The sequence below is a fragment of the Herbidospora sp. NBRC 101105 genome, assembly GCF_030269205.1.
In the GTDB taxonomy this organism is placed as follows: Bacteria; Actinomycetota; Actinomycetes; order Streptosporangiales; family Streptosporangiaceae; genus Herbidospora; species Herbidospora solisilvae.
The window spans coordinates 281014-302605 of the sequence record NZ_BSSX01000004.1; the positions used below are offsets into that span (position 1 = coordinate 281014).

A 21592-nucleotide genomic window follows, 5' to 3' on the forward strand; every position below is an offset into this window, starting at 1 on the left:
CACCGAAACCAGGGGAAAGCCAGATCAGCGACCGCCGACCGGAATCTCGAACCAGACGGCCTTACCGTCGGGGGTGGGCCGGGAACCCCAGCGCCGGGCCAGCTGGTCGACCAGGTAAAGCCCTCGCCCGCCTTCGTCGTTCTCCCCGGCGCTGCGGATGCGGGGCAGCCGCAGGTCCTGGTCGAACACCTCGACCCAGATCGACTCACCGCCGCGCCGGAGCCGGAGCGTGAACTTCTTCTCGGGGTCGGCGGCGGCGTTGAGCGCGGCGATGCCCTCACGGCCGAGGTCGAGATCGAGGTCGACCTCGAGATCGGGGAAGTCCCACGACTCGTCGAACGGCAGCGGCGGCCCGTCGAGCACCAGCTCGCGGCGCGGCGCACTCGCCGACGCGGCATGGAGCACGACGTTGGTGACCACCTCGGAGACGAGCAGGCAGGCCAGCTCGCCCTTCTCCTCGGGGATGTTCCAGCGCTCGAAGGCGTTGCGGGCCATCCGCCGCGCCTCACCGACCATGATCGGCTGGGCGGGGTAGTCGGACTCCTCGAACTCCAGCTCGCCACCGCCCGACCGGACGACCAGGATCGCCATGTCGTCGTCGATCTCACCGGGCACCGCGCTGGTGGCGGCGTCGGCGATGCGCTCGACCGGCTCGTCGGCGATCTTGGAGATCTCGTCGCAGAGCACCCGCACGGCCTCTTCGAGATCGCGCGAGGGTGTGCCCGACTCGCGGTGCGGCCGCCGGTCGACCAGCCCGTCGGTGTAGAGGAGCAGGGTGGCGCCCGGGGGCAGCACCCGCGTCTCCTCCTTGTAGACCAGGTCGGCGTGGACGCCGGTGGCCCGCACGCCCAGCGGCTTGCCGACGTCGCCGATGTCGAGCTCGGTGACCGAGCCGTCGACGATCAGCAGGGGCGGCGAGTGACCGGCGTTGGCGAACGACAACTCGCGCGACCAGGCGTCGTAGACCATGTATTGGCAGGTGACGATCGGCGGGCTGGTGACGTCGGCGCCGTAGTCGTCTTCCTCGGGAGAGGCCAGTATGCGGGTCCACTCGTCGAGGCGGGCCAGGATGTCGGCCGGGGGCTTGTCGTCCTGTGCGAAGGCCCTCAGGGCGGCGCGGAGCTGGCCCATGACGGCGGCGGCCTTGGCGCCGCGACCCTCGACGTCGCCGATCACGATGCCGACGCGACCGGCCGAGAGCGGGATCACGTCGTACCAGTCGCCGCCGACCTGGGTCTGGATGCCCTGGCCGTGGCTGGACAGCGGGGCGGCCGGGAGGTAGCGGACGGCGATCTCGAGCCCGTCGAGCTTGGGCAGTTCGCGCGGCAGCAGGTGCTTCTGGAACGACTCGGCGGTGTGGCGCTCCTCCTCGAACAGGAGGGCGTTGTCGACGGCGATGGCGACCCGGGTGGCGATGGCGCCGACGAAGTCGCGGTCGAAGGCGTCGTAGTGGGGCGAGCGCCGGTCGGTCAGGTTGGACATCGACAGGTACATCAGCCCGAGGGACTCCCCGCGTGCGCAGAGCGGCGCCACGATCGCCGAGGTCACCCCGACCTCGCCGTCGACCCGGGCCGCGCCCTCGCTGATGGACGGGTAGCTGACCTGGGAGAAGTCTTCGACCAGGATGGTCTCCTGGCGGCGCAGCGCGCTGTCGGCGAAGTGGCCGATCGGATAGCGGATCTCGGCGCCGACGGGTTTCCAGGTGTCGGCCGGGGGCTGCCAGCCGCCGACGTGGGTGGAGACCTTGCGGACCAGCCGCTCGCCCTCCATCAGCTCGATGAAGCAGTGGTCGGCGAACTGCGGGACGAGCATCTCGGCGACCCGGTTGAGGGTCTCCTCGACGTAGAGGGAGCCGGCCAGCCGCTCGCCGATGCGCTCGAGCAGGCCGAAGCGGTCTTTCTCCCGCTCGTTGCTCTTCATCGCCTCGCGCGCGGTGATCACGATGCCGGTGACCGACCCGGAGGTGTGCCGCATGGGCACCGCCTGCGCCCGGACGTAGATCAGCGTGCCGTCGTGGCGGACGACGTCGAAGGTGCCTTCCCACACGTTGCCCTTGAGCACATGTTTGGCGAGCTCGACGCCCAGCGGGTGGTCACGCTCCATGATGCTGATGGAGATCGTGTCATCACGCCCGTGGGCGTAGCCCGGCCGGCCGAACAGCTGCTCGGCGAAGGGATTCCAGTAGAGAACGTTGCTGAACCGGTCGGTGACGACGACGGCCAACTCCGCCTGGTCGAGCACCGCGCCCGCGGAGAGGTGGTCGGTCGTGTCCTGCGACAGGTCCCCCCAGCGCTTCATCCGACGACCACTCCTAGGAGAACAGAGCTGGACCCGTTGGGATCAGCGCTTGGAGACGAAAACGTGTGCTGCGACGTCGCGCGGAAGCTCCGCGAGGTTGTTGTCAGCCTGTTCGTCACCAGTCACCCGCACACCGTCGTCGCTCGCCGCGAGCGTCACCTCGCGTCCGGGTTGTATCCCAACTTGCTTGAGTTTAAGCATCACAGCGGGATCGCTTTGCACTTGTTCGCTAATTCGGCGCACGACAACGGGTATATCTCTGGGCCCCGCGACGTCGGCCATAGGCGAGACCTGCTCAATTTCCGTCAAACCGGACGCGCCCAGCTCTTCGAGCCCCGGGATGGGGTTCCCATGTGGGCAGACGGTCGGGTTCCCGAGGAGCGCCACGAGCCGCACCTCGACCTGTTCCGACATGACGTGTTCCCAGCGGCACGCCTCGACGTGGACGTCTTCCCACGGCATGCCGATCACCTGGATCAGCAGGCACTCGGCGAGACGGTGCTTGCGCATGACGCGGATCGCCTGCTTGCGACCCGCCTCGCTCAGGGTCAGGTGGCGGTCGCCCTCCACCTTGACGAGCCCGTCGCGCTCCATGCGGGCGACGGTCTGGCTCACGGTGGGACCGCTCTGCTGCAGCCTCTCGGCGATCCGGGCGCGCAGCGGGACGATCCCTTCCTCTTCGAGCTCGAAGATCGTGCGGAGGTACATCTCCGTGGTGTCGATCAGGCCGTGTGCGGTCAACGGTCATCCTCCCGGTCCTGTTCGATGCTACGACCCGCAAGCGCGTTCCCGCCGACCTTACTGGTCCAGAACAGCACCTTGGGCAACAGCCGGACGGCCGAAAACCTTCCGCGCTAGGAACCGACCCGGTAGTTACGGAACGACTTGACCGAAAGCCCGACCGCGAACACGCTCACGGCGCACAGCAGACCACCCCCGACCCAGGCCGGGACCAGCCCGAACGCCGAGGCGGTGGCCCCCGCCCTCAGGTCGCCCAGGCGCGGCCCGCCGGCCACCACGACGAAGAACACCCCTTGGAGGCGTCCGCGCATCTCGTCCGGCGCGTACGTCTGGAGGATGGTCTGCCGCCAGACCGCGGAGACGAGGTCGGCGAAGCCCCCGACGGCCAGCAGGGCCACGCACAGCCACAGAGGTTCGGCCAGGCCCGCCAGAGCCACGCTGAGGCCCCACAGGGCGATCACGACGGTGAGGGCCACCCCCTGGCGGCGTACGCGCCCCACCCAGCCGGAGAAGACGCCGCCGACGACCGAGCCGAGGGCGATCGAGGCCGACAGGGCGCCGAAGGCGAACTCCGAGCCGTCGAAGCGTTCGGCGGCCATCTGAGGGAACAGCGCCCTCGGCAGGGCGAAGGCCATCGCCACGATGTCGACGGCGAAGCTCATCAGCACGATCGGGCTGGTCATGATGTAGCGCAACCCCTCGACCACGGCTCTGGGGCCGGGGGCGGTCACCTCGCCGAGGGGTTCCAGCCTGGGGAGGCGGTAGGCGGCGTACAGGGTCGCGGTGAACAGGACGGCGTCGATGGCGTAGGCCGCCGAGAAGTCGGTGGTGGCGAGGATCACCCCGCCGAGCAGCGGCCCGAGCACCGAGCCGAGGCTGGAGAACAGGAAGCTCAGCGTGTTCGCGGCCGGCACGAGGTCGGTCGGCACCAGCCTCGGCACGATGGCCTGCCGGGTCGGCGAGCTGACCGCGAAGCCGGACGACTGCACGAACACCGCCGCCATGATCACCCACACGTTCTTGGCGGTCAGCGCGTTGACGAGCAGCGCGATCGTGGCGCCCCAGGTGAACAGGGAACTGATCAGCAGCAGCTTCCGCCGGTCCATGGCGTCGGCGACCGCGCCGCCCCACAGGCCGAAGACGACCAGCGGGACGAGGGCGACCGGCCCCATCATGCCGACCCAGAACGACGACTCGGTGATGGAGTAGATCTCGGCGGCGACGGCGACCCCGGTGAGCTGATACCCGATGAATCCGACGGCCTGACCGGCCAGGAGCCTGCGGTACTCGGGGATGGCCACCGGCCTTGTGTCCGCGAAGTGCCGTTCGAGTGCCGCCCTCACCTTGCTCACGGGGGGACACCCTACTCATGGGGGAAATATCACATATTTCAGGGTTCGTCCGGATGTCGGCCCACCCACGAGGGCGGGGTCGATCCTCCCGCCCCAGACCGACGATTTCTCCGGGCATGAACCGAGCCTGTGGACAACGTCGCCCCGCTTCCGGCGGACCGGCCACTCCCCGTGGGCCGCCGCTCAGGGCGCCAGGCGGTCGACCGTCCACCCGTCGCCCGCCCGGCGGTAGCGGAGCCGGTCGTGCATGCGGTCGCCCCGGCCCTGCCAGAACTCGATCTCGCTCGGCACGACCACGTAGCCGCCCCAGAAATCCGGCACCGGCGGATCTTCCGGCCATCTCTCCGCGAGTTCCCGGTAGCGGTTCTCCAGGTCCTCTCTACTGCGGACGACCGCCGACTGTCGGGAGGCCCAGGCTCCGATGCGGGAGCCGTACGGGCGGGACTGGAAATAGGTCGCGGTGTCCTCGCGGGACAGGCGCCGGACGCGGCCCTCCACGCGGACCTGGCGGCTGATGACGTGCCAGGGGAACACCAGGGCCGCGCGGGGATTCTCGGCGAGGTCGCGGCCCTTGCGGGACTCGTAGTTCGTGAAGAACGTGAAACCTTGCTCGTCGGCGCCTTTCAGCAGAACTGTCCGGGCCGAGGGTCTTCCCCCGGCCGACGCCGTCGCGAGCACCATGGCATTGGGTTCCGGAACTTCGGCGCTCACCGCGTCGTCGAACCAGACGGCGAACTGCGTCATCGGATCGTCGGCCACGTCGAGCAGAGGTTCGCCCTGGTAGTTGCGCCGGAGCCCGGCGAGGTGCGATGCGCTGTCCACGGAACGGTATTCTTGCGCGCTTGACAGACGTCGGACACACCAGCCCTAACCAGGGACGACGGCGTTTGGGAGGGACCGGAGGCGACCCGCTGCAACCCTGGGGGTTAAATTGACCCGCCGGTATCTCGACATCAAGGCTTTGGACTTCACAAGAGAGGGAGGCGGCCGGGAATGTCCGACTTCAAACCCGGGCTCGAAGGCGTCGTAGCTTTCGAGACGGAGATCGCGGAACCGGACAAAGAAGGGGGCGCCCTGCGGTATCGGGGCGTCGACATCGAAGAACTCGTGGGCCGCGTCCCCTTTGGGAACGTGTGGGGCCTGCTGGTCGACAACGAGTTTTTGCCGGGGCTGCCCCCGGCTGAGCCGTACCCCGTTCCAGTCCACAGCGGTGACATCCGGGTCGACGTCCAGAGCGCGCTGGCCATGCTGGCCCCGGCTCTCGGCTTCCGCCCGCTGCTCGACATCTCCGACACGCAGGCCCGCGACGACCTCGCGCGCGCGTCGGTGACCGCACTGTCGTTCGTGGCCCAGTCGGCCCGCGGCCTCGGCAAGCCGATGGTGCCGCAGGCGCAGGTCGACCAGGCCGAGAGCATCGTCGAACGGTTCATGATCCGTTGGCGCGGTGAGCCCGATCCCAAGCACGTCAAGGCCATCGACGCCTACTGGACCTCGGCCGCCGAGCACGGCATGAACGCCTCGACGTTCACCGCCCGCGTCATCGCCTCCACGGGCGCCGACGTGGCCGCCTCGCTCTCGGGCGCCGTCGGCGCCATGTCGGGCCCGCTGCACGGCGGCGCCCCGGCCCGTGTGCTGCACATGATCGAAGGCGTGGAGAAGCTCGGTGACGCACGCAAGTGGGTGCAGAACGAGCTCGACTCGGGTCAGCGCCTGATGGGCTTCGGCCACCGTGTCTACCGAGCGGAAGACCCGCGCGCGCGGGTGCTCCGCCGTACCGCCAAGGAGCTGGGCGCGCCCCGCTACGAGGTCGCGGCCGCACTTGAGACGGCCGCGCTCGAGGAGCTGCACGCCCGCAAGCCCGACCGGGTGCTCGCCACCAACGTCGAATACTGGGCCGCGGTCATCCTCGACTTCGCCGAGGTGCCCGCGTCGATGTTCACCTCGATGTTCACCTGCGCCCGCACCGCCGGGTGGGCGGCGCACATCCTGGAGCAGAAGCGCACGGGCAGGCTCGTCCGCCCCAGCGCCACCTACACCGGGCCGGCCTCGCGGTCGATCAACGAGGTGCCGGGCGCCTCGGAGATCACCCCCGTCTGACCCTTCCTTTTCGTGAGGCTCGCGTCCCGTCCGGGACGCGGGCCTTTTCGTTTCTTTGCCGAGGCCCTGCGGCCCCGGCGGCACAGGGTGTTTCGCGTCTCATTTTCCATCTCAAAGGCTGGACCGGCGCGTACACCGTTTCGTGACCTCACTAATGTGGGACACGTGGCTGACATCGTGATCCCCAATGACATCAAGCCCGCCGACGGCCGCTTCGGCTGCGGGCCCTCCAAGGTCCGCACCGAGCAGCTGGCCGCCCTGGCGGCCTCCGGAGCGAGCCTCATGGGCACCTCCCACCGGCAGAAGCCGGTCAAGAACCTCGTCGGCCGGGTCCGCGCGGGCCTGTCCGAGCTGTTCTCCCTGCCGGAGGGCTACCAGGTCGTCCTGGGCAACGGCGGCACCACCGCGTTCTGGGACATCGCGTCCTTCGGCCTGATCCGCGAGAAGTCGCAGCACCTCCACTTCGGTGAGTTCTCCTCGAAGTTCGGCGCCGTCGTCAAGAAGGCCCCGTGGCTGGCCGACCCGTCGGTGATCAAGTCCGACCCGGGCACCCACCCGCTGCCGGTCGCCGAAGAGGGCGTCGACGTCTACGCGCTCACCCACAACGAGACCTCGACCGGCGTCGCGATGCCGATCGAACGGGTGGGCTCCGAGGGCCAGCTCGTGCTGGTCGACGCGACCTCGGGCGCGGGCGGCCTGCCGGTCGACGTGTCGCAGACCGACGTCTACTACTTCGCGCCGCAGAAGAGCTTCGCCTCCGACGGCGGCCTGTGGATCGGCCTGTTCTCCCCGGCCGCGCTCGCGCGGGTCGAGGAGATCGCGGCGACCGACCGGTTCGTGCCGGAGTTCTTCAGCCTTCCGGTGGCGATCGACAACTCGTCCAAGGACCAGACGTACAACACCCCGGCGGTGGCGACGCTGTTCCTGCTGGCCGACCAGCTCGACTGGATGAACGGCAACGGCGGTCTGGCCTGGACGACCGCCCGCACGGCCGACTCGGCCGCCCGGCTCTACCAGTGGGCGGAGAAGACGGCCTACACCAGCCCGTTCGTGGCCGACCCGGCGCAGCGCTCCAGCGTCGTCGGCACGATCGACTTCGACGACTCGGTCGACGCCGCCAAGGTCGCCGCGACGCTGCGCGCCAACGGCATCGTCGACACCGAGCCCTACCGCAAGCTGGGCCGCAACCAGCTGCGCATCGCGATGTTCCCGGCGATCGACCCGGCCGACATCGAGGCCCTGACGGTCTGCGTCGACTACGTGGTCGAGCGCCTCTAGTCCGGAAGACGAGGCCGCGAGGGTGCCCGCACCCTCGCGGCGGCCTAAGGCCTGGTTCTTGGATCTGCTGACAGTGGGTGCCTGGCTTTTAACGCTTGGCGTAGGGGTCGTGATGATCTGACGAACGCCGAATGGGAATGCCTGGCACCGCTGCTTCCGGTCGGGGCGGACGGTGGAATGTCCAGCGGACGGTGATCAACGGGGTGCTCTACCAGGCGCGGACCGGGCTGCCCCTGGCGGGATCTGCCCGAGCGCTTCGGCTCCTGGGTCACGGTCTACAAGCGGGCACCGTCGGTGGGCGGCCGGATGGCACCTGGCACGCGCTGCTGACCGCCCTCCAAGGCGCTCACGACGGGCGCGGGCACAGCGACGGGGACATCAGCGTCGACTTCACGGTCGTCCGCGCCCACCGGCACGCCGCCGGCGCACCCTACGATCCGCCGCATGTTGCCCCGCCCGCCCAGAAGGGGTGGCGGCCGCGACAAAGCAGGGCGATCCGTCCTGCTGGCGGAGGTGGTGCGGCAGTTCCGGGCCGTGGCCACCCGCTACGACATCTTCCTCGGCACGGTGACCATCACAGCTTTGCTCACATGGCTCCGCACCTGAGCCAGGAAACAGGCCCTAGACCTCGGTCGGCCTGTCGTAGCCTTCGTCCTCGCCGTACACCTTGTCGTCGGGGTCGTCCTCCGGCTGGTTGGCCGGGTCGGTGGCGGACGGGCTGAACTCTCCGGCGATGTCGGGCTCGTCGTGGTCTTCTTCGGGGTTCCGGCGGTCCGCTAGGGGGGCCGAGTCATCCGATCGCGTCATGACGGCTGCTCCTCTCCCGCTTTCGGGCTACCCGGTGCACGCGTGCCCAGCCCCTCATTCAGGTCAAGAATGCCGCCATCGGCTGGAGACCCACCCATGCCTGCGCGGTGTCGGCCAGGGTCGAGGGCTTCGATCTCCCGGTACTCGCGTGAGCCGTGCGCGCGGAAGACCTCCACGGCCTCGGCCCCGTCAATCGTGGGCTCAAACGGGAAGTTCGGTGACGCCGAGGGCGAAGTCCACGTTCCCCACCCCGTGGTTGGCGAGGCCCACCGTGATCACGCCCGCTCCCTCCAGCCAGTGCGCCATCTTCAGGCCGCCGACATCCAGCGGGCGCAGCCCGAGGCTCTCGACGAACGCCTCCACACGCGCCTTGGCCTGCGCGTCGTCGCCCGCGATGAAGACGTCGGGCCGGCCCTTCTCCAGGACATGGCGGAAGACGGTGTTGAACGCCTTCACCACGCCGGCATCGGCCGGGGCCGCCCTGGCGACCTCCTGCGCGATCGAGGTCTCCTCGCGGTGGGCCAGCCCGTCGAACGTGGAATTGAAGGGATTGCTGATGTCGACGATGACCTTGCCCGCGAGAGCGTCTCCGTACTGGGCGACGACCGGCACGACACCGTCGTGCAACAGGGCCATGATGACGATGTCCCCGGCCGGGGCGGTGCCCCATTCTCCTGTGGTGGCGCCGCCGCCGAGAGCCCTGGCCAGGTCGGCGGCCTTGGACTGATCGCGGCCCATGACCTCGACGGTGTTGCCGCCCGCTGTCGCTCGCGCGCCGATGGTGCGGGCCATGTTCCCGGTGCCGATGATGGTGATGTCGCTCATGAGGTGCTCCGCCCTGGTTGTGGTTGTGCGGTCTAGATGGCGGTGGTGCCGCCGTCGACGACGAGTTCCATGCCGTTGACGTAGCTGGAGTCGTCGGAGGCGAGGAAGAGAGCGGCGGTGGCGATCTCCTCGGGGCGGCCCATCTGGCCGCGGGGGATGAGGGACTCGAACTGGCGCTTGGTGGCCTCGTCGAAGAGTTCTTCCTGCTTGGCGGTGGCGACCTGGCCGGGGGTCAGGACGTTGACGCGGATGCGGCGGTCTTTGAGCTCGTTGAGCCAGATGCGGGCCCAGGCCTGCTGGACGGCCTTGCTGCCGGCGTAGACGCTCCAGCCGGGGAAGGCGCCGAGAGAGGCGTTGGAGCCGGTCATGAGGATGGAGCCGCCGTCGTTGAAGAGCGGGAGTGCCTTCTGGACGGTGAACAGGGTGCCGCGGGCGTTCAGCCCGAACCAGGTGTCGAACTGGGCCTCGGTGATCTCGCCGAGCGGGGCGGGCTCGCCGCCGCCGGCGCTGGCCCACAGCACGTCGATGCTTCCCTTCTCCCGTTTGACGGTGTCGTAGAGGCGGTCCAGGTCGTCCAGGTCGGCGGCGTCGCCCTGGACGCCGGTGACGTTGCGGCCGATCTGCTTCACGGCCTCGTCCAGGACCTCCTGGCGGCGGCCGGTGAGGAAGACGTGCGCTCCCTCGTCGACGAACAGCTTCGCGCCGGCCAGCGCCATGCCGGTGGTGCCGCCGGTGATGACCGCGACCTTGCCGTCGAGCTTTCCCATAGTCGCTTCCTCGGGTCGTGGTGCCGTCGCACCAGGGGGACGATGTTATGTACACCGATCTGTGTGCTTAACGTACGGGCTGGGCGGCCGGGACGCAAACTATGTACACCGGTCGTTACCCAACCGGCGTACCATGGGGCCATGACGGAGTTGGAGAAGGGCCCCACGGGCCGCCGCCGGGGCCGGGGCGCTCGCGAGCGCATCCTCAGCGCGTCCCAGCAGCTGTTCCGCGAGCAGGGCATCAACCGCACCGGCATGGACCAGCTCTGCGCGGCGGCCCAGGTCTCCAAGCGCACGGCCTACGAGCACTTCACCGGCAAGGACGAACTCGTCGCCGAATACCTGCGCAGGTTCGACCCCTCCGTTCTGTCCGGCGTGTTCGACCGCACCGACCTCACGCCCCGCGAACGGCTCCTCGCCGCCTTCGACATTCCCCCCACCACCCCCCTGTGCCCCTACATCGGCGCCGCCGTCGAACTCCACGACCCCCAGCACCCCGCATCCCAGTACGCGCGCGACTACAAGAAAGCCGTCGCCACGCGGCTCGCCGACACCGCCCGCGAAGCCGGCGCCGCCGACCCCGAACAGCTCGGCGAGCAGCTCGCGCTGCTCCTCGACGGCGCCGCGGCCCGCACCCGGGTCCTCAACGCCGACGCCTTCCCCACCGCCGCCGCCATCGCCACCGTCCTCATCGACGCCGCCATCCCCGCCACAGCCGCCGACGACCGGCGACGGGAGGAGGTCTCGAGCTGACTCGGCACTCCGCGGCCAGGCTGGACGCAATGCCGGTCGCCTACCAAGTGGACGCCCTCGCCGAGGTGCCCGACCTGCAGTTCTACGGAGGCCGCAGGTCGGCGTGACGGACGTGACCGACGGCGCGGTTTACCGGCCGCCGGCTGCACCACCGTCGACCAGGGCTCCGGCGTGGCCACCCCGGCGACCCTGACCTTGACGGGCCCCACCGGGGTCGGCTCCGTAAACGCGACGTGCGCCGGGCGCGGTCGACCAGGCGGGCAACGCCGCCCCGCCGGTCTCCGTGACTACACCGTCGCCTACGTGTTCACGGGCTTCGCCGCGCCGGTGCGCGGCGACGTGGTCAACACGGCCAACCGCGGTCCTACCTCGACACCTGCCTGGCCCTGCACGTGGTCCTCGGGGAAGGAGACATGACCCACACGGCCCGCTTCCGCTTCACCCGCGGCGACGCCCTCTAAGGAGGGGGCGGGCAGGCCTGTCGGCCTCGACCACGCCCCTCCGCCGTCGCCGGATCCCCCACGCGGTTCAGCCGGACCCGTGCATCCCGGCGCCGCGCGCCGCGTCCACCACGATGCTCGGGGTGACACGACCGGCTGTGGTCATGCGGTGATCGCGCGAGGTTCGAGATAGGCCTCCAGGCCGTAGGTGTGGTGCTCGCGGCCGATGCCGGACTGCTTGACCCCTACGCCAAGCGTTACAAGCCAGGCACCCACTATTCGACGGAGGGCGGCGGGACCCAGCCGGGCGGCTGCTCCACCGGGGCCCGCCCGGCTCGCCGCGCCAGTTCGTCGAGCAGCCGCAGGGCGTCGTCGAGGTCGACGCTCTGCGCGAACCGGGACAGCACCGGAGAGCGGTCAGGGCTCTCCGCGAGGGCCGTCAGCATCAGTTCGGTCAGATGCTCCTCGCGCGACTTCGTGGCGCCGTAGCGGAACGCCTTGCGCTCGGCGGTCCGGAACAGCAGGCGTTTTCGCACCAGCCGTTCGGCGACCGTCTGGATGGTCGTGTACGCCCACGGCTTCTCGGCCCGCTGGTTCAGCAGCGCCTGTATTTCGCGGATGAGCAGCGACTCCTTGGCGTCCCACAGAACGTCCATGATCGCGCGCTCCAGGGGCCCCAGGTTCACGAAATCGATTCTGTCAGGCTCTTCGCAGGTCGCGCCATGCGAACAGTGATGCGATCGTGCTCATTCGATGCTCGCGGTCGAGACGCGCGTGACGGGCGGCCTCCTGCGCCGCAGCACCCACGCCGCCAGCACGCCGCCGATCAACCCGAACAGGTGGCCCTGCCACGAGATGCCCGTCTCGCCCGGCAGCGCGCCCCACAGGATCGACCAGTAGAGGGCCGCGACGATCACGCCGAGCACGATGTCGAGCAGCCGCCGGTCGAACAGGCCGCGCGCCACGACGTAGCCGAAGTAGCCGAACACCAGGCCGCTGGCGCCCAGCGTGACCGAGTCGGGCGGGCTGGTGACCCACACCCCGACGCCGCTGACCAGGATGATGATCAGGCTGGCGCCCAGGAACTTCCCGAGGCCCCGGACGGCGGCCAGGAAGCCCAGGATCAGCAGGGGCAGCGAGTTGGCCATCAGGTGCGGGAAGCCGGCGTGCAGGAAGGGCGCGAAGAAGATGCCGGGCAGGCCGTCGGGTTCGTGGGCGATGATGCCGTAGCGGTCGAGATAGCCGTCGCCGACGTAGTCGACGACCTCCAGGACCCACATCACGCCCACGAGGAGCACGACCAGCAGGCCGCTGCCGATCGCCCCGGCGAGCAGGCCGCGCACCTTCTGCCGAGAGGTGGGGGGAATGCCGTCGCTCATGCCATAACGGTACGCAGTTCTCGTCATGAACGCGGAGTTCCCCCCACCGGGACGATCATTCCCCGCGCCAGACGGGCGCCCTCTTCTCTGCGAAGGCGGCCGCGCCCTCCATGGCGTCCTTGGAGGCGAAGATCGGGTTCATGATCTCGGACTGGCGGGCGAACATCTCGCCGAGCGGCCAGTCGACCGACTCGACGACGATCCTCTTGGTGCCCGCGAGCGACAGCGGCGCGTTCTGCGCGATCTTCCCGGCCAGTTCCTTGGCCGCCGCGACCGCCTCGCCCTCGGCGACGACCCGGTTGACCAGGCCGAGCTCGTAGAGGCGCTGCGCCGGGTAGAAGTCGCCGGTCAGGGCGATCTCCATGGCGACGTGGTAGGGGATGCGGCGCGGCAGCCGCATCACGCCGCCCGCGCCGGCGATCAGGCCGCGCTTGGGCTCGGGCAGGCCGAACTTGGCCGACTCGGCGGCCACGATCAGGTCGCACGACAGGGCCAGCTCGAACCCGCCCGCCAGGGCGTAGCCCTCGACGGCGGCGATCAGCGGCTTCTTCGGCGGCGACTCGGCCAGGCCGCCGAACCCCCGGTCGGGCACGAACGGCATGTCGCCGGTCAGGAAGCCCTTCAGGTCCATGCCGGCGCAGAAGGTGCCGCCCGCGCCGGCCAGAACCAGGACCGACACGTCGGAGCGGGCGTCGAGCTCGTCGACGGCCGCCGCGATGCCCTGGGCGACCGCGCCGTTGACCGCGTTCTTCGCCTTCGGCCGGTTGATCGTCAGGACGGCGACGTTGCCGTCGACCTCGACCAGTACTTCATCGGACATGGCGAGTCTCCTTACTTGGGCTGGAAGCGGATGCCGCCGTCGAAGCGGATGACCTCGCCGTTCATGTAGTCGTTCTCGATCAGCGAGCGGACCAGGTGGGCGAACTCGGCGGCGGTGCCCATGCGCTTGGGGAACGGCACCGGCGCGGCCAGGTGGGCCTTGAACGCCTCGGACTCGGGCCCGGAGCCGTAGATCGGGGTGTCGATGATGCCGGGGCAGATCGTCAGCACCCGCACGCCGATCGCGGCCAGGTCGCGGGCCGCCGGGAGGGTCATGCCGATGATGCCGCCCTTGGACGCCGAGTAGGCCACCTGCCCGGTCTGCCCCTCGATGCCCGCCACCGAGGCGGTGTTGATCACCACGCCGCGCGCGTTGTCGGCGTCGGCGGGCTCGGTCCTGGCCATCGCGGCGGCGCCGATGCGCATGAGGTTGAAGGTGCCGATGAGGTTGACGTCGATCACCTTCCGGTACGACGCCAGGTCGTGCGGCGACCCGTCACGGTTGACCGTGCGGGAGGCCCAGCCGATGCCGGCGCTGTTGACCACGGCCCGCAGCGGCTTGCCCACGGCGACCGCGGCGTCGACGGCGGCCTGCACGGAGGCCTCGTCGGCGACGTCGGTGCGGACGAAGATCCCGCCCAGCTCGTCGGCCAGGGCCTTGCCGCGCTCTTCGTTGAGGTCGGCGATGACGACGGTCGCGCCGATTCCGGCCAGCTCGCGGGCGGTGCCCTCACCGAGCCCGCTCGCCCCGCCGGAGATGATCGCTACACAGTTCCTCAGGTCCATACGCGGACCATAACCAACGAACCGAATGAAGTTCTACTCGGGGTGGCCCAAAATCGCGGTGTCGACGTCGGGATAGACCTTGATCCGCCGGTCGAGCCCGGTCGTGCGGAGGATCCGCGCGACCGGGGCCTGCGGCGCGGCGAGCGTCACGCCGCCGCCCTCGCTGGTCGCCAGCCGCCACGCCTCGATGAGCACGCTGAGGCCGCTGGAGTCCATGAACGAGAGCGACGTCAGGTCGAGCACCAGCACGGCGCCGTCCTGTTTGATCGCGTCGCGCACCTCGTCGCGCAGGAAGGGGGCGGTGAACAGGTCGAGTTCGCCCTCGACGGCCACCACCACGGCACCGGAGAGTGATCTCCGGGCAAGCCGCAGTTTCATTGTCGAACCTCCTCCGCGAGGCCCACTTTACTGGTGCATCACCGGCAGTGAGGTGCTTGAACCGTAAGATCGCCTTGTGACAGATGCCGGGATTCGGCTCCCCCAGGAACAGGTCAGCCCTCTGAGGGCCGTCCTGCGCCGGCTCTGGTACGCCCTGGCCGCCCTCGGCGCCGTGTTTCTGCTGGTCGCGTCAGACCTCGACGGATACAAGGACAGCTACGACGGCAAGGTGTCCCTGCTCGACGCGCTCTACTACGCCACGGTCACCGTCTCGACGACCGGCTACGGCGACATCACCCCGACCTCCGATCTGGCACGGCTGATCAACATCGTGCTCGTCACGCCGCTGCGCATCGTGTTCCTGGTCATCCTCGTGGGTACGACACTCGAAGTGCTCACCCGGCGGACCAGGGAGGATTTTCTCACCAACCGCTGGAGGTCCAAGTTGACCGGGCACACCGTCGTGGTCGGCTACGGCACCAAGGGCCGGGCCGCCGTGCGCACCCTCCTCGACAACGACCGCACCCGCGACTCGATCGTGGTGATCGACCCCAACGGGGGCGTCGTCAACGAGGCCAACGAGGACGGCTTCGTCGGCGTCGTCGGCGACGGCACCCGCAGCAGCGTGCTCAGAAGGGCCCGGATCGAGACCGCCAAAGAGGTGATCATCTCGACCCAGCGCGACGACACGACCGCCCTGGTCGTCCTGACCGCCCGCAGCCTCAACCCGAAGGCCACGATCGTGGCGGCGGTCCGGGAGTCGGAGAACGACCCGCTCGTGCGCAGCAGCGGCGCCGACGTCGTGATCACCTCGTCGGAGGCCGCCGGGCGCATGCTCGGCGTGGCCACCCAGAGCCCCGCGGTCAGCACGATCATCGACGACTTCCTCATGTACGGCACCGGCCTCGACCTCTACGAACGCCCGGTCAAGCCGGGCGAGGTCGGCGGCACCTGCGAGCAGGCCGAGGGCATGGTCGTGGCGGTCGTGCGCGACGGCCGGGTCATCCCCTACGCGAAGGTGCCCTCGCTGCTGTCCGGCGACCGGCTGGTCGTCATCCACGTGCCGGAGGACTAGGCACGGCGAAGCCGTAGGGCAGTTCCAGGCGGTGCTCGGCCAGCAGGTCGGCGTCGGCCAGGATCTCGCGGGTCGGCCCGTCGGCCGCGATCACCCCGCCCGACAGGATCACCGAGCGGTCGCACAGCTCCATCGCGTACGGCAGGTCGTGGGTGACCATGAGGACGGTGACGTCGAGCCCGCGCAGGATCTCGGCGAGCTCCCTGCGGCTGGCCGGGTCGAGGTTCGAGGAGGGTTCGTCCAGGACCAGGATCTCGGGGTCCATGGCCAGCACGGTCGCCACCGCGACCCGGCGGCGCTGGCCGAACGACAGGTGGTGGGGCGGCCGGTCGATCACGTCGGCCATGCCGACCTTCTCCAGGGCCGTGACGACCGCCTGATCGAGGTCGGCGCCGCGCAGGCCCATGTTGGCCGGGCCGAAGGCGACGTCCTCGCGCACGGTGGGCATGAAGAGCTGGTCGTCGGGGTCCTGGAAGACCAGGCCGACGCGCCGGCGCACCTCCTTGAGGTTCTCCTTGCGGACCGGCAGCCCGGCCACGCTGACCTCGCCGTGCCCGGCGGTCAGGATCCCGTTCAGGTGCATGACCAACGTGGTCTTGCCGGCGCCGTTGGGCCCCAGCAGGGCCACCCGCTCGCCCCTGGCGATCGAGAGGGTGACCCCGAAGAGGGCCTGCGTGCCGTCGGGATAGGCATAGGCCAGGTCGCGGACGTCGAGGGTCATGACACGAACAGTACGGCCGAGGCCACCACGGGCAGCACGGCGGCCATGGCCCACTGCGCCTTCGGCGCCCGGCCGTCGGCCAGCGTGGGCATGACGCCCGTGTATCCCCTGCTCAGCATGGCCAGGTGCACCCGCTCGCCGCGTTCGTACGACCGGATGAACATCGCCCCCGCCGACTTGGCCAGCACGGGGGCCTGCCGGAAGTCGCGGGCCGTGAAGCCCCGGGACTCGCGGGCGACCCGCATGCGGCGCATCTCGTCGAGGATGACCTCCAGGTAGCGCAGCATGAACGTGGCGATCTGGATCAGCAGCTGGGGCACCCTGAGCCGCTGCGCGCCCAGCAGCAGGGCCCGCGGTTCCGTGGTGGCGGCCAGCACGATCGAGGCCGCGACCCCGAGGGTGGCCTTGGCCAGGATGTTCCAGCTCGCCCAGAGCCCGGCGACGCTGAGCGGCACGCCCAGCACGTCGACCCGCTCCCCCGTCCCGATGAACGGGATGGCCACGGCGAACAGCACGAACGGCAGCTCCACCGCCAGGCGCTTCAGCACGTGTCCCGGCGGGATCCTGGCGAGGAGGACGACGACCGCGAGGCTCAGGGCGTACAGGAGGAAGGCCGCGAACCGTTCGCGCGGCGTCGCCACCACCACCACGGCGAAGAGCACGACGGCGAGCAGCTTGCACTGCGGGGCGAGCCGGTGGATCGGCGAGTCGCCCGGCAGGTAGAGGCCTTTCACGCCGCGGTCTTCTGCCGGACCGACCAGAGGATGGCCCCGCCGACCAGCAGGGTGATCACCACGCCGATGATCCCGGCGACCCCGACGGGGACGCCTCCGACGTCGCCGTAGTCGGCCAGGAGGAAGCCGCCGAAGGAGTGGTCGGTGGCCGCGCCGATGAAGCCCTCGTCCTCGGCGACCCGCTCCAGGCCGTCGGGCGAGGAGGAGGCGAAGAAGCTGACCACGCCCGCCAGCAGCAGGGCCACGATCCCGCCGCCGACGAGGAACGGCCGGACCGGCTTGGGCGTGCTCTCGGGCCGGGCCGGCTCGACGATCCGCTCGCCCGTGGCGGTCTTCAGGACCAGCGGCTTGGTGAGGAACCGGGCGCCGTACACGAGGTCGGGGCGCACGGCCAGCACGCTGCTGACGGTGACCGCGGTGATCAGCCCCTCACCGATGCCCACCAGCACGTGCACGCCGCCCATGGCGGCGAAGACGGCGCCGGCCTCGATCGGCGCGGTGCCGCCGACCACGAAGAGCACCGCGAACACCAGCGCGGCGATCGGCACCGAGATCAGCGCCGCCACGAACGACCCGGCGATCACCGAGGCCCGGTTCCTCGCCACCCGCGTGACCAGCTGGAAGATCCCCCAGCCGACGGCCGCCGGGACGATCGCGATCAGCAGGATGTTCAGCCCCAGCGCGGTCAGCCCGCCGTCGGCGAAGAAGAAGCCCTGCACGGCCAGCACCACCGACACGCACAACACGGCTGTGTACGGGCCGACGAGTATCGCCGCCAGCGCCCCTCCGAGCAGGTGCCCCGAGGTGCCCGCCGCGACGGGGAAGTTGAGCATCTGCACGGCGAAGATGAACGCCGCGACCAGCCCCGCCATGGGCGCGGTCCGGTCGTCGAGCTCGGTCTTGGCCTTGCGCAGGGAGACGGCGATGGCCGCCGCCGAGACGACGCCGGCGCCTATGGCGACCGGCGCGGTGAAGAAGCCATCGGGGACGTGCACGGCCTTCCTCCACTTTTGTACGAATTTTCCACAACAGTAGAGCAGTTGCGAGTCGTTCGCATTAAGACGAGGTGTGCAACAGGCGACGCTCCTTCCGCAGGCTGAGCGTGCCCGTGCGGGTCAGGTAGGGCAGCGCGACCAGGTCGTCGGTGAACCGGGCCGGCAGCGCGATGTCCCGGTCGCCTTCGAGCCGCGCCTGCCGCACGATCCCGTCGCACTCGGCGGTGACGTAGACGTCCCAGACGTCCTGCGGATCGCCGTCCTTCAGCAGCAGCCCTATCTCGGCCTCGGGAAACCCTTCGAGGGCCGCGGTGAACTCGATGCGGAGCCGGTCGCCCTCCCAGGCGACGTTGGTCAGCGCCCGGTGCAGCGGCGCCTCGGAGATGCGCGCGAGCCTTTCCAGCCTGCGGTGGTCCTGCAACGAGGCCAGCCGCGCCTGGTCGGCGGCGTCGAGCTGGGCCCGCACCCCCGGGGTCACCCAGGCGGCGCACCGGTGGGCGACCGCCTTGACGAGCGCGTCCCTGGCCTCGTCGTCGGCCTCCAGGAAGGGCTCGGCCAGATCGGGCAGCACGTCGCGGGTGATGTGCCGGGCGATCAGATGGTCGCGCAGCAGCCCGTTGGGCAGATGGCTCTGCACCCGGCGGACCAGCCGGTCGGGATGGTGCCGCCGCTTCTGCTGCGGCCCCCGCACGGTCGCGATCCGCTCGGCGTGGCAGTAGGCGTGGACGACGAAGTCGGCCGGGTCGGTGAAGGGGATCCGGTCGCGGAACGTGGTCCGGAACAGCTTGCCCAGTGACAGGTCGTCGTAGATGTCGCCGAGCAGCGCGTCGTCACTGGCCTCGGCCGCCACGGCGACCAGGTCGGCGCCGGTCCGGTCGGCCGTCTCGATCATGAGATCGACGGGCGGGATGGGGTGGTCGCCCGCGAAGTAGGTGTACCGGCCTCGGGTGGGGGCGGTCTCCGGACGGTCGACGACGTGGACGTTCCGGTGCAGGCTCGCGTAGAGCCGGGCGAGCCGCGAGTCGGCCACGAGGATCTCTTTGGAGGCCCGCAGAGCCAGCGCGTGCGTCAGCCAGCTGTCCAGGTGCACGGAACCGGCGGCCGGAACGACGACGCTGACGTCAAAGGGGTGGTGACGTTGCGCGTTCATCGGTGGACATTATGTGAGCGCCGCAGGTCTTCCGTGGGGAGGACGTGGCGATATGGCCCGAGGTCTAGTCCCGGGCCACACCACGTGGGTGATCAGGCCTCTGGTTCCTTGTGGGTGGTGACCGCGATCCGGTTCCAGGCGTTGATCGTGGAGATGCACACCACCAGCGCCGCGAGCTGCGCGTCGTCGAAGTACTTGACCGCCTCGCCCCAGACCTCGTCGCTGACGCCGGCGGAGTCGGCCAGCCGGGTCGCCTCCTCGGCCAGCGCGAGCGCCGCCCGCTCGGCCGGGGTGAACGACGGCGTCTCCCGCCAGGCCGCCACCCCCCAGATGCGTTCGTCGGGCTCGCCGGCCTTCTTCATGTCGGCGCTGTGCATCCGCACGCAGTAGGCGCACCCGTTGATCTGGCTGGCCCGCAGCTTGACCAGCTCGACGACCTGCGAGGGCAGCCCGCTGGACCGCAGGTAGCGCTCCAGCCCCAGCATCGCCTTGTACGCCTCGGGCGCCAGTGCGGCGACGTCGATTCTCATCGCAGACTCCTCAGTTTCTCTGGATTGCGGACGATGTCGACCTCGACGATTCGTCCCTGTCTGACCGCCAGCCCGTAGACGGCCGGCGGATCGTCACGGACCAGCCCCGGCAGGCCGTTGACCGTGACCGGCCGGAATCCCCCCTGCTGGATCCCGGCCAGGAACCGCGCGACCTTGGCGGCCCCGGAGATCGGCCGCAGGGCCGCCCTGACCAGCCCTCCCCCGTCGCTGCGCAGGACCACATCGGGATCGAGCACCGCGAGCAGCCCTTCGATGTCCCTCCCCGCGCAGGCCGCCGCGAACGCGTCGACCACCCGCTTGTGGTCGTCGACGTCGACGTCGAACCTCGGAGCCCTCTCCTGAACGTGCCTGCGGGCCCTGGCGGCGAGCTGACGGCAGGCGGCGGGCGTGCGCCCCACCGCCCTGGCCACCTCGTCGAAGGGCACGCCGAAGACGTCGTGGAGGACGAAGGCGGTGCGCTCGGCCGGGCTGAGGCTTTCGAGCACGACGAACATGGCCAGGCTGAGCGACTCGTCGAGCGTGACCCGGTCGGCGGGGTCGGCGTCGACGACCGGCTCGGGGAGCCAGGGGCCGACGTACTCCTCCCGGCGCTTCCTGGCCGATTTGAGGACGTCCAGGGCCAGCCGGGAGACGGTGACGACCAGCCAGCCCTCGACGTCCTCCGGCTGCTCCTCCGCCCTGGTCAGGCGCAACCAGGCGTCCTGGACGACGTCCTCGGACTCCTGGAGATCGCCCAGGAGGCCGTAGGCCAAGCGGACAAGTCTTGGCCGGAATGCCACATACGGTTCCACGCTAAGAAGGACGACACAGGGCACAGGGATGTGACATGGACTTCATCGAACTGAGCGAACGGGCGTGGAAGGCCAACCGCGAGGGGGACGCGGCCTTCTATGACGCCTACCTGACGGACGACCCGGTGGCGATCTCCCCGTGGGGGGTGGAGACCGACCGGGCCGCCATCCTGCGGACGTTCGCGGAGAACGAGAATCCGTACACCCGCACGGATCAGTCCGAGCATCGGGTGGTGCGGCTCAGCGACACCAGCGTGGTGCACACCTCGCGGGTGGAGATCGACTCCGCGCGGGGGACGATGGTGGTCTACGCGACCACGACGATGGTGCTGGACCCGTCCGGCGCCTGGCGGGCCGCCGTCTTCCAGATCACGCCGGTGGCCTAGCGGACGGCCTGGCAGCTGAGGCCGTCACCGGCGATCCTGGTCGCGCCCGCGATGACGTCCGTCGTGAGGTGTTTGCAGGCGAGATAGGGGTCGCCGGTGCCGCGGAAGACGAGACCGGAGCCCTGGGGGGTGTAGCACCTGAGGCCGCTCGCCTCGTAGAGGCCGAGCCAGGCCTCGGGGTGGATCTTCGCGGTGCAGTATTCGCCGATGCTGAGAGGGCCGAAGTTGAGGTTGACGATCACGGCCTGAGCTGGGGCGGTGAGGACGGTCGTGGCGGTGAGGGTGGCGGCGGCCACGAGGGTCAGGGCGCGGCGGAGCATGGGACCTCCCGGGGGGATGAGGGTCGTCATGCGGAGTATTTATTAGGAAACTTTCCTATGCAAGACGCTACTGACGTGCGAAAACGTCGAGATGTTGCGGATGACCCCTGCCCGCCGATCTGATCAGCCGAAAGTAACGCGAGGAAGCG

25 protein-coding genes are annotated in these 21592 nt (G+C 69.9%); 6 read left to right on the forward strand and 19 right to left on the reverse strand.

Annotation, left to right across the window (positions count from 1 at the left end; all coding sequences use genetic code 11):
• Positions 1 to 24 precede the first annotated feature (24 nt).
• The 4 genes from QSK34_RS18570 to pdxH form a co-directional block, all read right to left on the reverse strand.
• Entirely contained in the window at positions 25 to 2298 is a 2274-nt protein-coding gene (locus QSK34_RS18570; protein ID WP_161482527.1) for an ATP-binding SpoIIE family protein phosphatase, read from the reverse strand.
• A 42-nt stretch (positions 2299 to 2340) separates the two neighbouring features.
• A complete protein-coding gene (locus tag QSK34_RS18575) occupies positions 2341 to 3039 on the reverse strand; it encodes an iron-dependent transcriptional repressor DtxR (RefSeq protein WP_030451552.1) in 699 nt (232 codons plus the stop codon).
• A 113-nt stretch (positions 3040 to 3152) separates the two neighbouring features.
• Positions 3153 to 4391, reverse strand: coding sequence for an MFS transporter (locus QSK34_RS18580; RefSeq protein WP_285585509.1), 1239 nt, complete (start codon positions 4389 to 4391; stop codon positions 3153 to 3155).
• Positions 4392 to 4574: 183 nt separating this feature from the next.
• Positions 4575 to 5213 (reverse strand): pyridoxamine 5'-phosphate oxidase, encoded by a 639-nt coding sequence (gene pdxH, locus QSK34_RS18585; RefSeq protein ID WP_161482526.1) that lies wholly within the window; start codon positions 5211 to 5213, stop codon positions 4575 to 4577.
• A 171-nt stretch (positions 5214 to 5384) separates the two neighbouring features.
• On the opposite strand from pdxH, the gene QSK34_RS18590 reads away from it, so the two are divergent.
• The 3 genes from QSK34_RS18590 (at position 5385) to QSK34_RS18605 (ending at position 8372) form a co-directional block, all read left to right on the forward strand.
• The gene (locus QSK34_RS18590) at positions 5385 to 6488 is read left to right on the forward strand and encodes a citrate synthase 2 (protein ID WP_030451555.1); all 1104 of its coding nucleotides are present in this window, start codon (positions 5385 to 5387) and stop codon (positions 6486 to 6488) included.
• A 165-nt stretch (positions 6489 to 6653) separates the two neighbouring features.
• The gene (gene serC, locus QSK34_RS18595; protein ID WP_161482525.1) at positions 6654 to 7766 is read left to right on the forward strand and encodes a phosphoserine transaminase; all 1113 of its coding nucleotides are present in this window, start codon (positions 6654 to 6656) and stop codon (positions 7764 to 7766) included.
• Positions 7767 to 8210: 444 nt separating this feature from the next.
• Positions 8211 to 8372 (forward strand): hypothetical protein, encoded by a 162-nt coding sequence (locus QSK34_RS18605; RefSeq protein ID WP_285585510.1) that lies wholly within the window; start codon positions 8211 to 8213, stop codon positions 8370 to 8372.
• Between the two features lie 15 nt (positions 8373 to 8387).
• Here QSK34_RS18605 and QSK34_RS18610 read toward each other — a convergent pair whose 3' ends face one another.
• The 3 genes from QSK34_RS18610 to QSK34_RS18620 all read right to left on the reverse strand — a co-directional run bounded on the left by QSK34_RS18610 (position 8388) and on the right by QSK34_RS18620 (position 10165).
• Positions 8388 to 8573 carry a hypothetical protein gene (locus QSK34_RS18610; RefSeq protein WP_285585511.1) on the reverse strand — a complete coding sequence of 62 codons (186 nt, stop codon included), beginning with the start codon at positions 8571 to 8573 and terminating at the stop codon, positions 8388 to 8390.
• 201 nt (positions 8574 to 8774) lie between these two features.
• Positions 8775 to 9398, reverse strand: a complete 624-nt coding sequence (locus QSK34_RS18615) for an NADPH-dependent F420 reductase (RefSeq protein ID WP_285585512.1) — start codon at positions 9396 to 9398, stop codon at positions 8775 to 8777.
• Between the two features lie 32 nt (positions 9399 to 9430).
• The gene (locus QSK34_RS18620; protein ID WP_285585513.1) at positions 9431 to 10165 is read right to left on the reverse strand and encodes an SDR family NAD(P)-dependent oxidoreductase; all 735 of its coding nucleotides are present in this window, start codon (positions 10163 to 10165) and stop codon (positions 9431 to 9433) included.
• Positions 10166 to 10306: 141 nt separating this feature from the next.
• Here QSK34_RS18620 and QSK34_RS18625 point away from each other — a divergent pair, with 141 nt between their 5' ends.
• Positions 10307 to 10918: a TetR/AcrR family transcriptional regulator gene (locus QSK34_RS18625; RefSeq protein WP_285585514.1), complete on the forward strand. Its 612-nt coding sequence runs from the start codon at positions 10307 to 10309 to the stop codon at positions 10916 to 10918.
• 715 nt (positions 10919 to 11633) lie between these two features.
• On the opposite strand, the gene QSK34_RS18630 is transcribed toward QSK34_RS18625, so the two are convergent.
• Genes QSK34_RS18630 through QSK34_RS18650 form a run of 5 tightly spaced genes read right to left on the reverse strand, consistent with a single transcriptional unit; the run spans position 11634 to position 14720 of the window.
• A complete protein-coding gene (locus tag QSK34_RS18630; RefSeq protein ID WP_285585515.1) occupies positions 11634 to 12044 on the reverse strand; it encodes a BlaI/MecI/CopY family transcriptional regulator in 411 nt (136 codons plus the stop codon).
• A 60-nt stretch (positions 12045 to 12104) separates the two neighbouring features.
• Positions 12105 to 12737, reverse strand: coding sequence for a rhomboid family protein (locus tag QSK34_RS18635; RefSeq protein ID WP_285585516.1), 633 nt, complete (start codon positions 12735 to 12737; stop codon positions 12105 to 12107).
• 55 nt (positions 12738 to 12792) lie between these two features.
• Positions 12793 to 13557, reverse strand: coding sequence for a crotonase/enoyl-CoA hydratase family protein (locus QSK34_RS18640; protein WP_285585517.1), 765 nt, complete (start codon positions 13555 to 13557; stop codon positions 12793 to 12795).
• A gap of 11 nt (positions 13558 to 13568) precedes the next feature.
• Positions 13569 to 14342: an SDR family NAD(P)-dependent oxidoreductase gene (locus QSK34_RS18645; protein WP_285585518.1), complete on the reverse strand. Its 774-nt coding sequence runs from the start codon at positions 14340 to 14342 to the stop codon at positions 13569 to 13571.
• A gap of 33 nt (positions 14343 to 14375) precedes the next feature.
• Positions 14376 to 14720, reverse strand: coding sequence for an STAS domain-containing protein (locus QSK34_RS18650; protein WP_030451563.1), 345 nt, complete (start codon positions 14718 to 14720; stop codon positions 14376 to 14378).
• Positions 14721 to 14796: 76 nt separating this feature from the next.
• Between QSK34_RS18650 and QSK34_RS18655 the strand changes: the two genes are divergently transcribed.
• Complete coding sequence (locus QSK34_RS18655; RefSeq protein ID WP_285585522.1) at positions 14797 to 15795, forward strand: potassium channel family protein; 999 nt, start codon at positions 14797 to 14799, stop codon at positions 15793 to 15795.
• Here QSK34_RS18655 and QSK34_RS18660 read toward each other — a convergent pair.
• The 6 genes from QSK34_RS18660 to sigJ form a co-directional block, all read right to left on the reverse strand.
• Positions 15773 to 16516 (reverse strand): energy-coupling factor ABC transporter ATP-binding protein, encoded by a 744-nt coding sequence (locus QSK34_RS18660; RefSeq protein ID WP_285585523.1) that lies wholly within the window; start codon positions 16514 to 16516, stop codon positions 15773 to 15775. The genes QSK34_RS18655 and QSK34_RS18660 overlap by 23 nt on opposite strands.
• Entirely contained in the window at positions 16513 to 17250 is a 738-nt protein-coding gene (cbiQ, locus tag QSK34_RS18665) for a cobalt ECF transporter T component CbiQ (RefSeq protein WP_285585524.1), read from the reverse strand. The genes QSK34_RS18660 and cbiQ overlap by 4 nt, the downstream gene beginning before the upstream one ends.
• Complete coding sequence (locus QSK34_RS18670; RefSeq protein WP_285585525.1) at positions 17247 to 18245, reverse strand: energy-coupling factor ABC transporter permease; 999 nt, start codon at positions 18243 to 18245, stop codon at positions 17247 to 17249. The genes cbiQ and QSK34_RS18670 overlap by 4 nt, the downstream gene beginning before the upstream one ends.
• 61 nt (positions 18246 to 18306) lie before the next feature.
• Complete coding sequence (locus tag QSK34_RS18675) at positions 18307 to 19395, reverse strand: hypothetical protein (RefSeq protein ID WP_285585526.1); 1089 nt, start codon at positions 19393 to 19395, stop codon at positions 18307 to 18309.
• A 92-nt stretch (positions 19396 to 19487) separates the two neighbouring features.
• Positions 19488 to 19925 (reverse strand): carboxymuconolactone decarboxylase family protein, encoded by a 438-nt coding sequence (locus QSK34_RS18680; protein WP_285585527.1) that lies wholly within the window; start codon positions 19923 to 19925, stop codon positions 19488 to 19490.
• Positions 19922 to 20761: an RNA polymerase sigma factor SigJ gene (gene sigJ, locus QSK34_RS18685; RefSeq protein ID WP_502875529.1), complete on the reverse strand. Its 840-nt coding sequence runs from the start codon at positions 20759 to 20761 to the stop codon at positions 19922 to 19924. The genes QSK34_RS18680 and sigJ overlap by 4 nt, the downstream gene beginning before the upstream one ends.
• 11 nt (positions 20762 to 20772) lie before the next feature.
• Between sigJ and QSK34_RS18690 the strand changes: the two genes are divergently transcribed.
• Positions 20773 to 21123 carry a nuclear transport factor 2 family protein gene (locus tag QSK34_RS18690; protein WP_161482513.1) on the forward strand — a complete coding sequence of 117 codons (351 nt, stop codon included), beginning with the start codon at positions 20773 to 20775 and terminating at the stop codon, positions 21121 to 21123.
• Here the strand turns inward: QSK34_RS18690 and QSK34_RS18695 are convergent.
• Complete coding sequence (locus tag QSK34_RS18695) at positions 21120 to 21443, reverse strand: hypothetical protein (protein ID WP_161482512.1); 324 nt, start codon at positions 21441 to 21443, stop codon at positions 21120 to 21122. The genes QSK34_RS18690 and QSK34_RS18695 overlap by 4 nt on opposite strands.
• Positions 21444 to 21592: the final 149 nt, after the last annotated feature.

Excerpts from the sequence above, each read along its gene's own strand:
- QSK34_RS18605 (WP_285585510.1), top strand. The coding sequence starts at position 8,211 with ATGTTGCCCCGCCCGCCCAGAAGGGGTGGCGGCCGCGACAAAGCAGGG.
- QSK34_RS18610 (WP_285585511.1), bottom strand. The coding sequence starts at position 8,573 with ATGACGCGATCGGATGACTCGGCCCCCCTAGCGGACCGCCGGAACCCC.
- QSK34_RS18690 (WP_161482513.1), top strand. The coding sequence starts at position 20,773 with ATGGACTTCATCGAACTGAGCGAACGGGCGTGGAAGGCCAACCGCGAG.
- QSK34_RS18680 (WP_285585527.1), bottom strand. The coding sequence starts at position 19,925 with ATGAGAATCGACGTCGCCGCACTGGCGCCCGAGGCGTACAAGGCGATG.
- QSK34_RS18570 (WP_161482527.1), bottom strand. The coding sequence starts at position 2,298 with ATGAAGCGCTGGGGGGACCTGTCGCAGGACACGACCGACCACCTCTCC.
- QSK34_RS18615 (WP_285585512.1), bottom strand. The coding sequence starts at position 9,398 with ATGAGCGACATCACCATCATCGGCACCGGGAACATGGCCCGCACCATC.
- QSK34_RS18635 (WP_285585516.1), bottom strand. The coding sequence starts at position 12,737 with ATGAGCGACGGCATTCCCCCCACCTCTCGGCAGAAGGTGCGCGGCCTG.
- QSK34_RS18620 (WP_285585513.1), bottom strand. The coding sequence starts at position 10,165 with ATGGGAAAGCTCGACGGCAAGGTCGCGGTCATCACCGGCGGCACCACC.
- QSK34_RS18675 (WP_285585526.1), bottom strand. The coding sequence starts at position 19,395 with ATGAACGCGCAACGTCACCACCCCTTTGACGTCAGCGTCGTCGTTCCG.
- QSK34_RS18590 (WP_030451555.1), top strand. The coding sequence starts at position 5,385 with ATGTCCGACTTCAAACCCGGGCTCGAAGGCGTCGTAGCTTTCGAGACG.
- QSK34_RS18625 (WP_285585514.1), top strand. The coding sequence starts at position 10,307 with ATGACGGAGTTGGAGAAGGGCCCCACGGGCCGCCGCCGGGGCCGGGGC.
- QSK34_RS18640 (WP_285585517.1), bottom strand. The coding sequence starts at position 13,557 with ATGTCCGATGAAGTACTGGTCGAGGTCGACGGCAACGTCGCCGTCCTG.
- QSK34_RS18695 (WP_161482512.1), bottom strand. The coding sequence starts at position 21,443 with ATGCTCCGCCGCGCCCTGACCCTCGTGGCCGCCGCCACCCTCACCGCC.
- QSK34_RS18645 (WP_285585518.1), bottom strand. The coding sequence starts at position 14,342 with ATGGACCTGAGGAACTGTGTAGCGATCATCTCCGGCGGGGCGAGCGGG.
- QSK34_RS18650 (WP_030451563.1), bottom strand. The coding sequence starts at position 14,720 with ATGAAACTGCGGCTTGCCCGGAGATCACTCTCCGGTGCCGTGGTGGTG.
- QSK34_RS18660 (WP_285585523.1), bottom strand. The coding sequence starts at position 16,516 with ATGACCCTCGACGTCCGCGACCTGGCCTATGCCTATCCCGACGGCACG.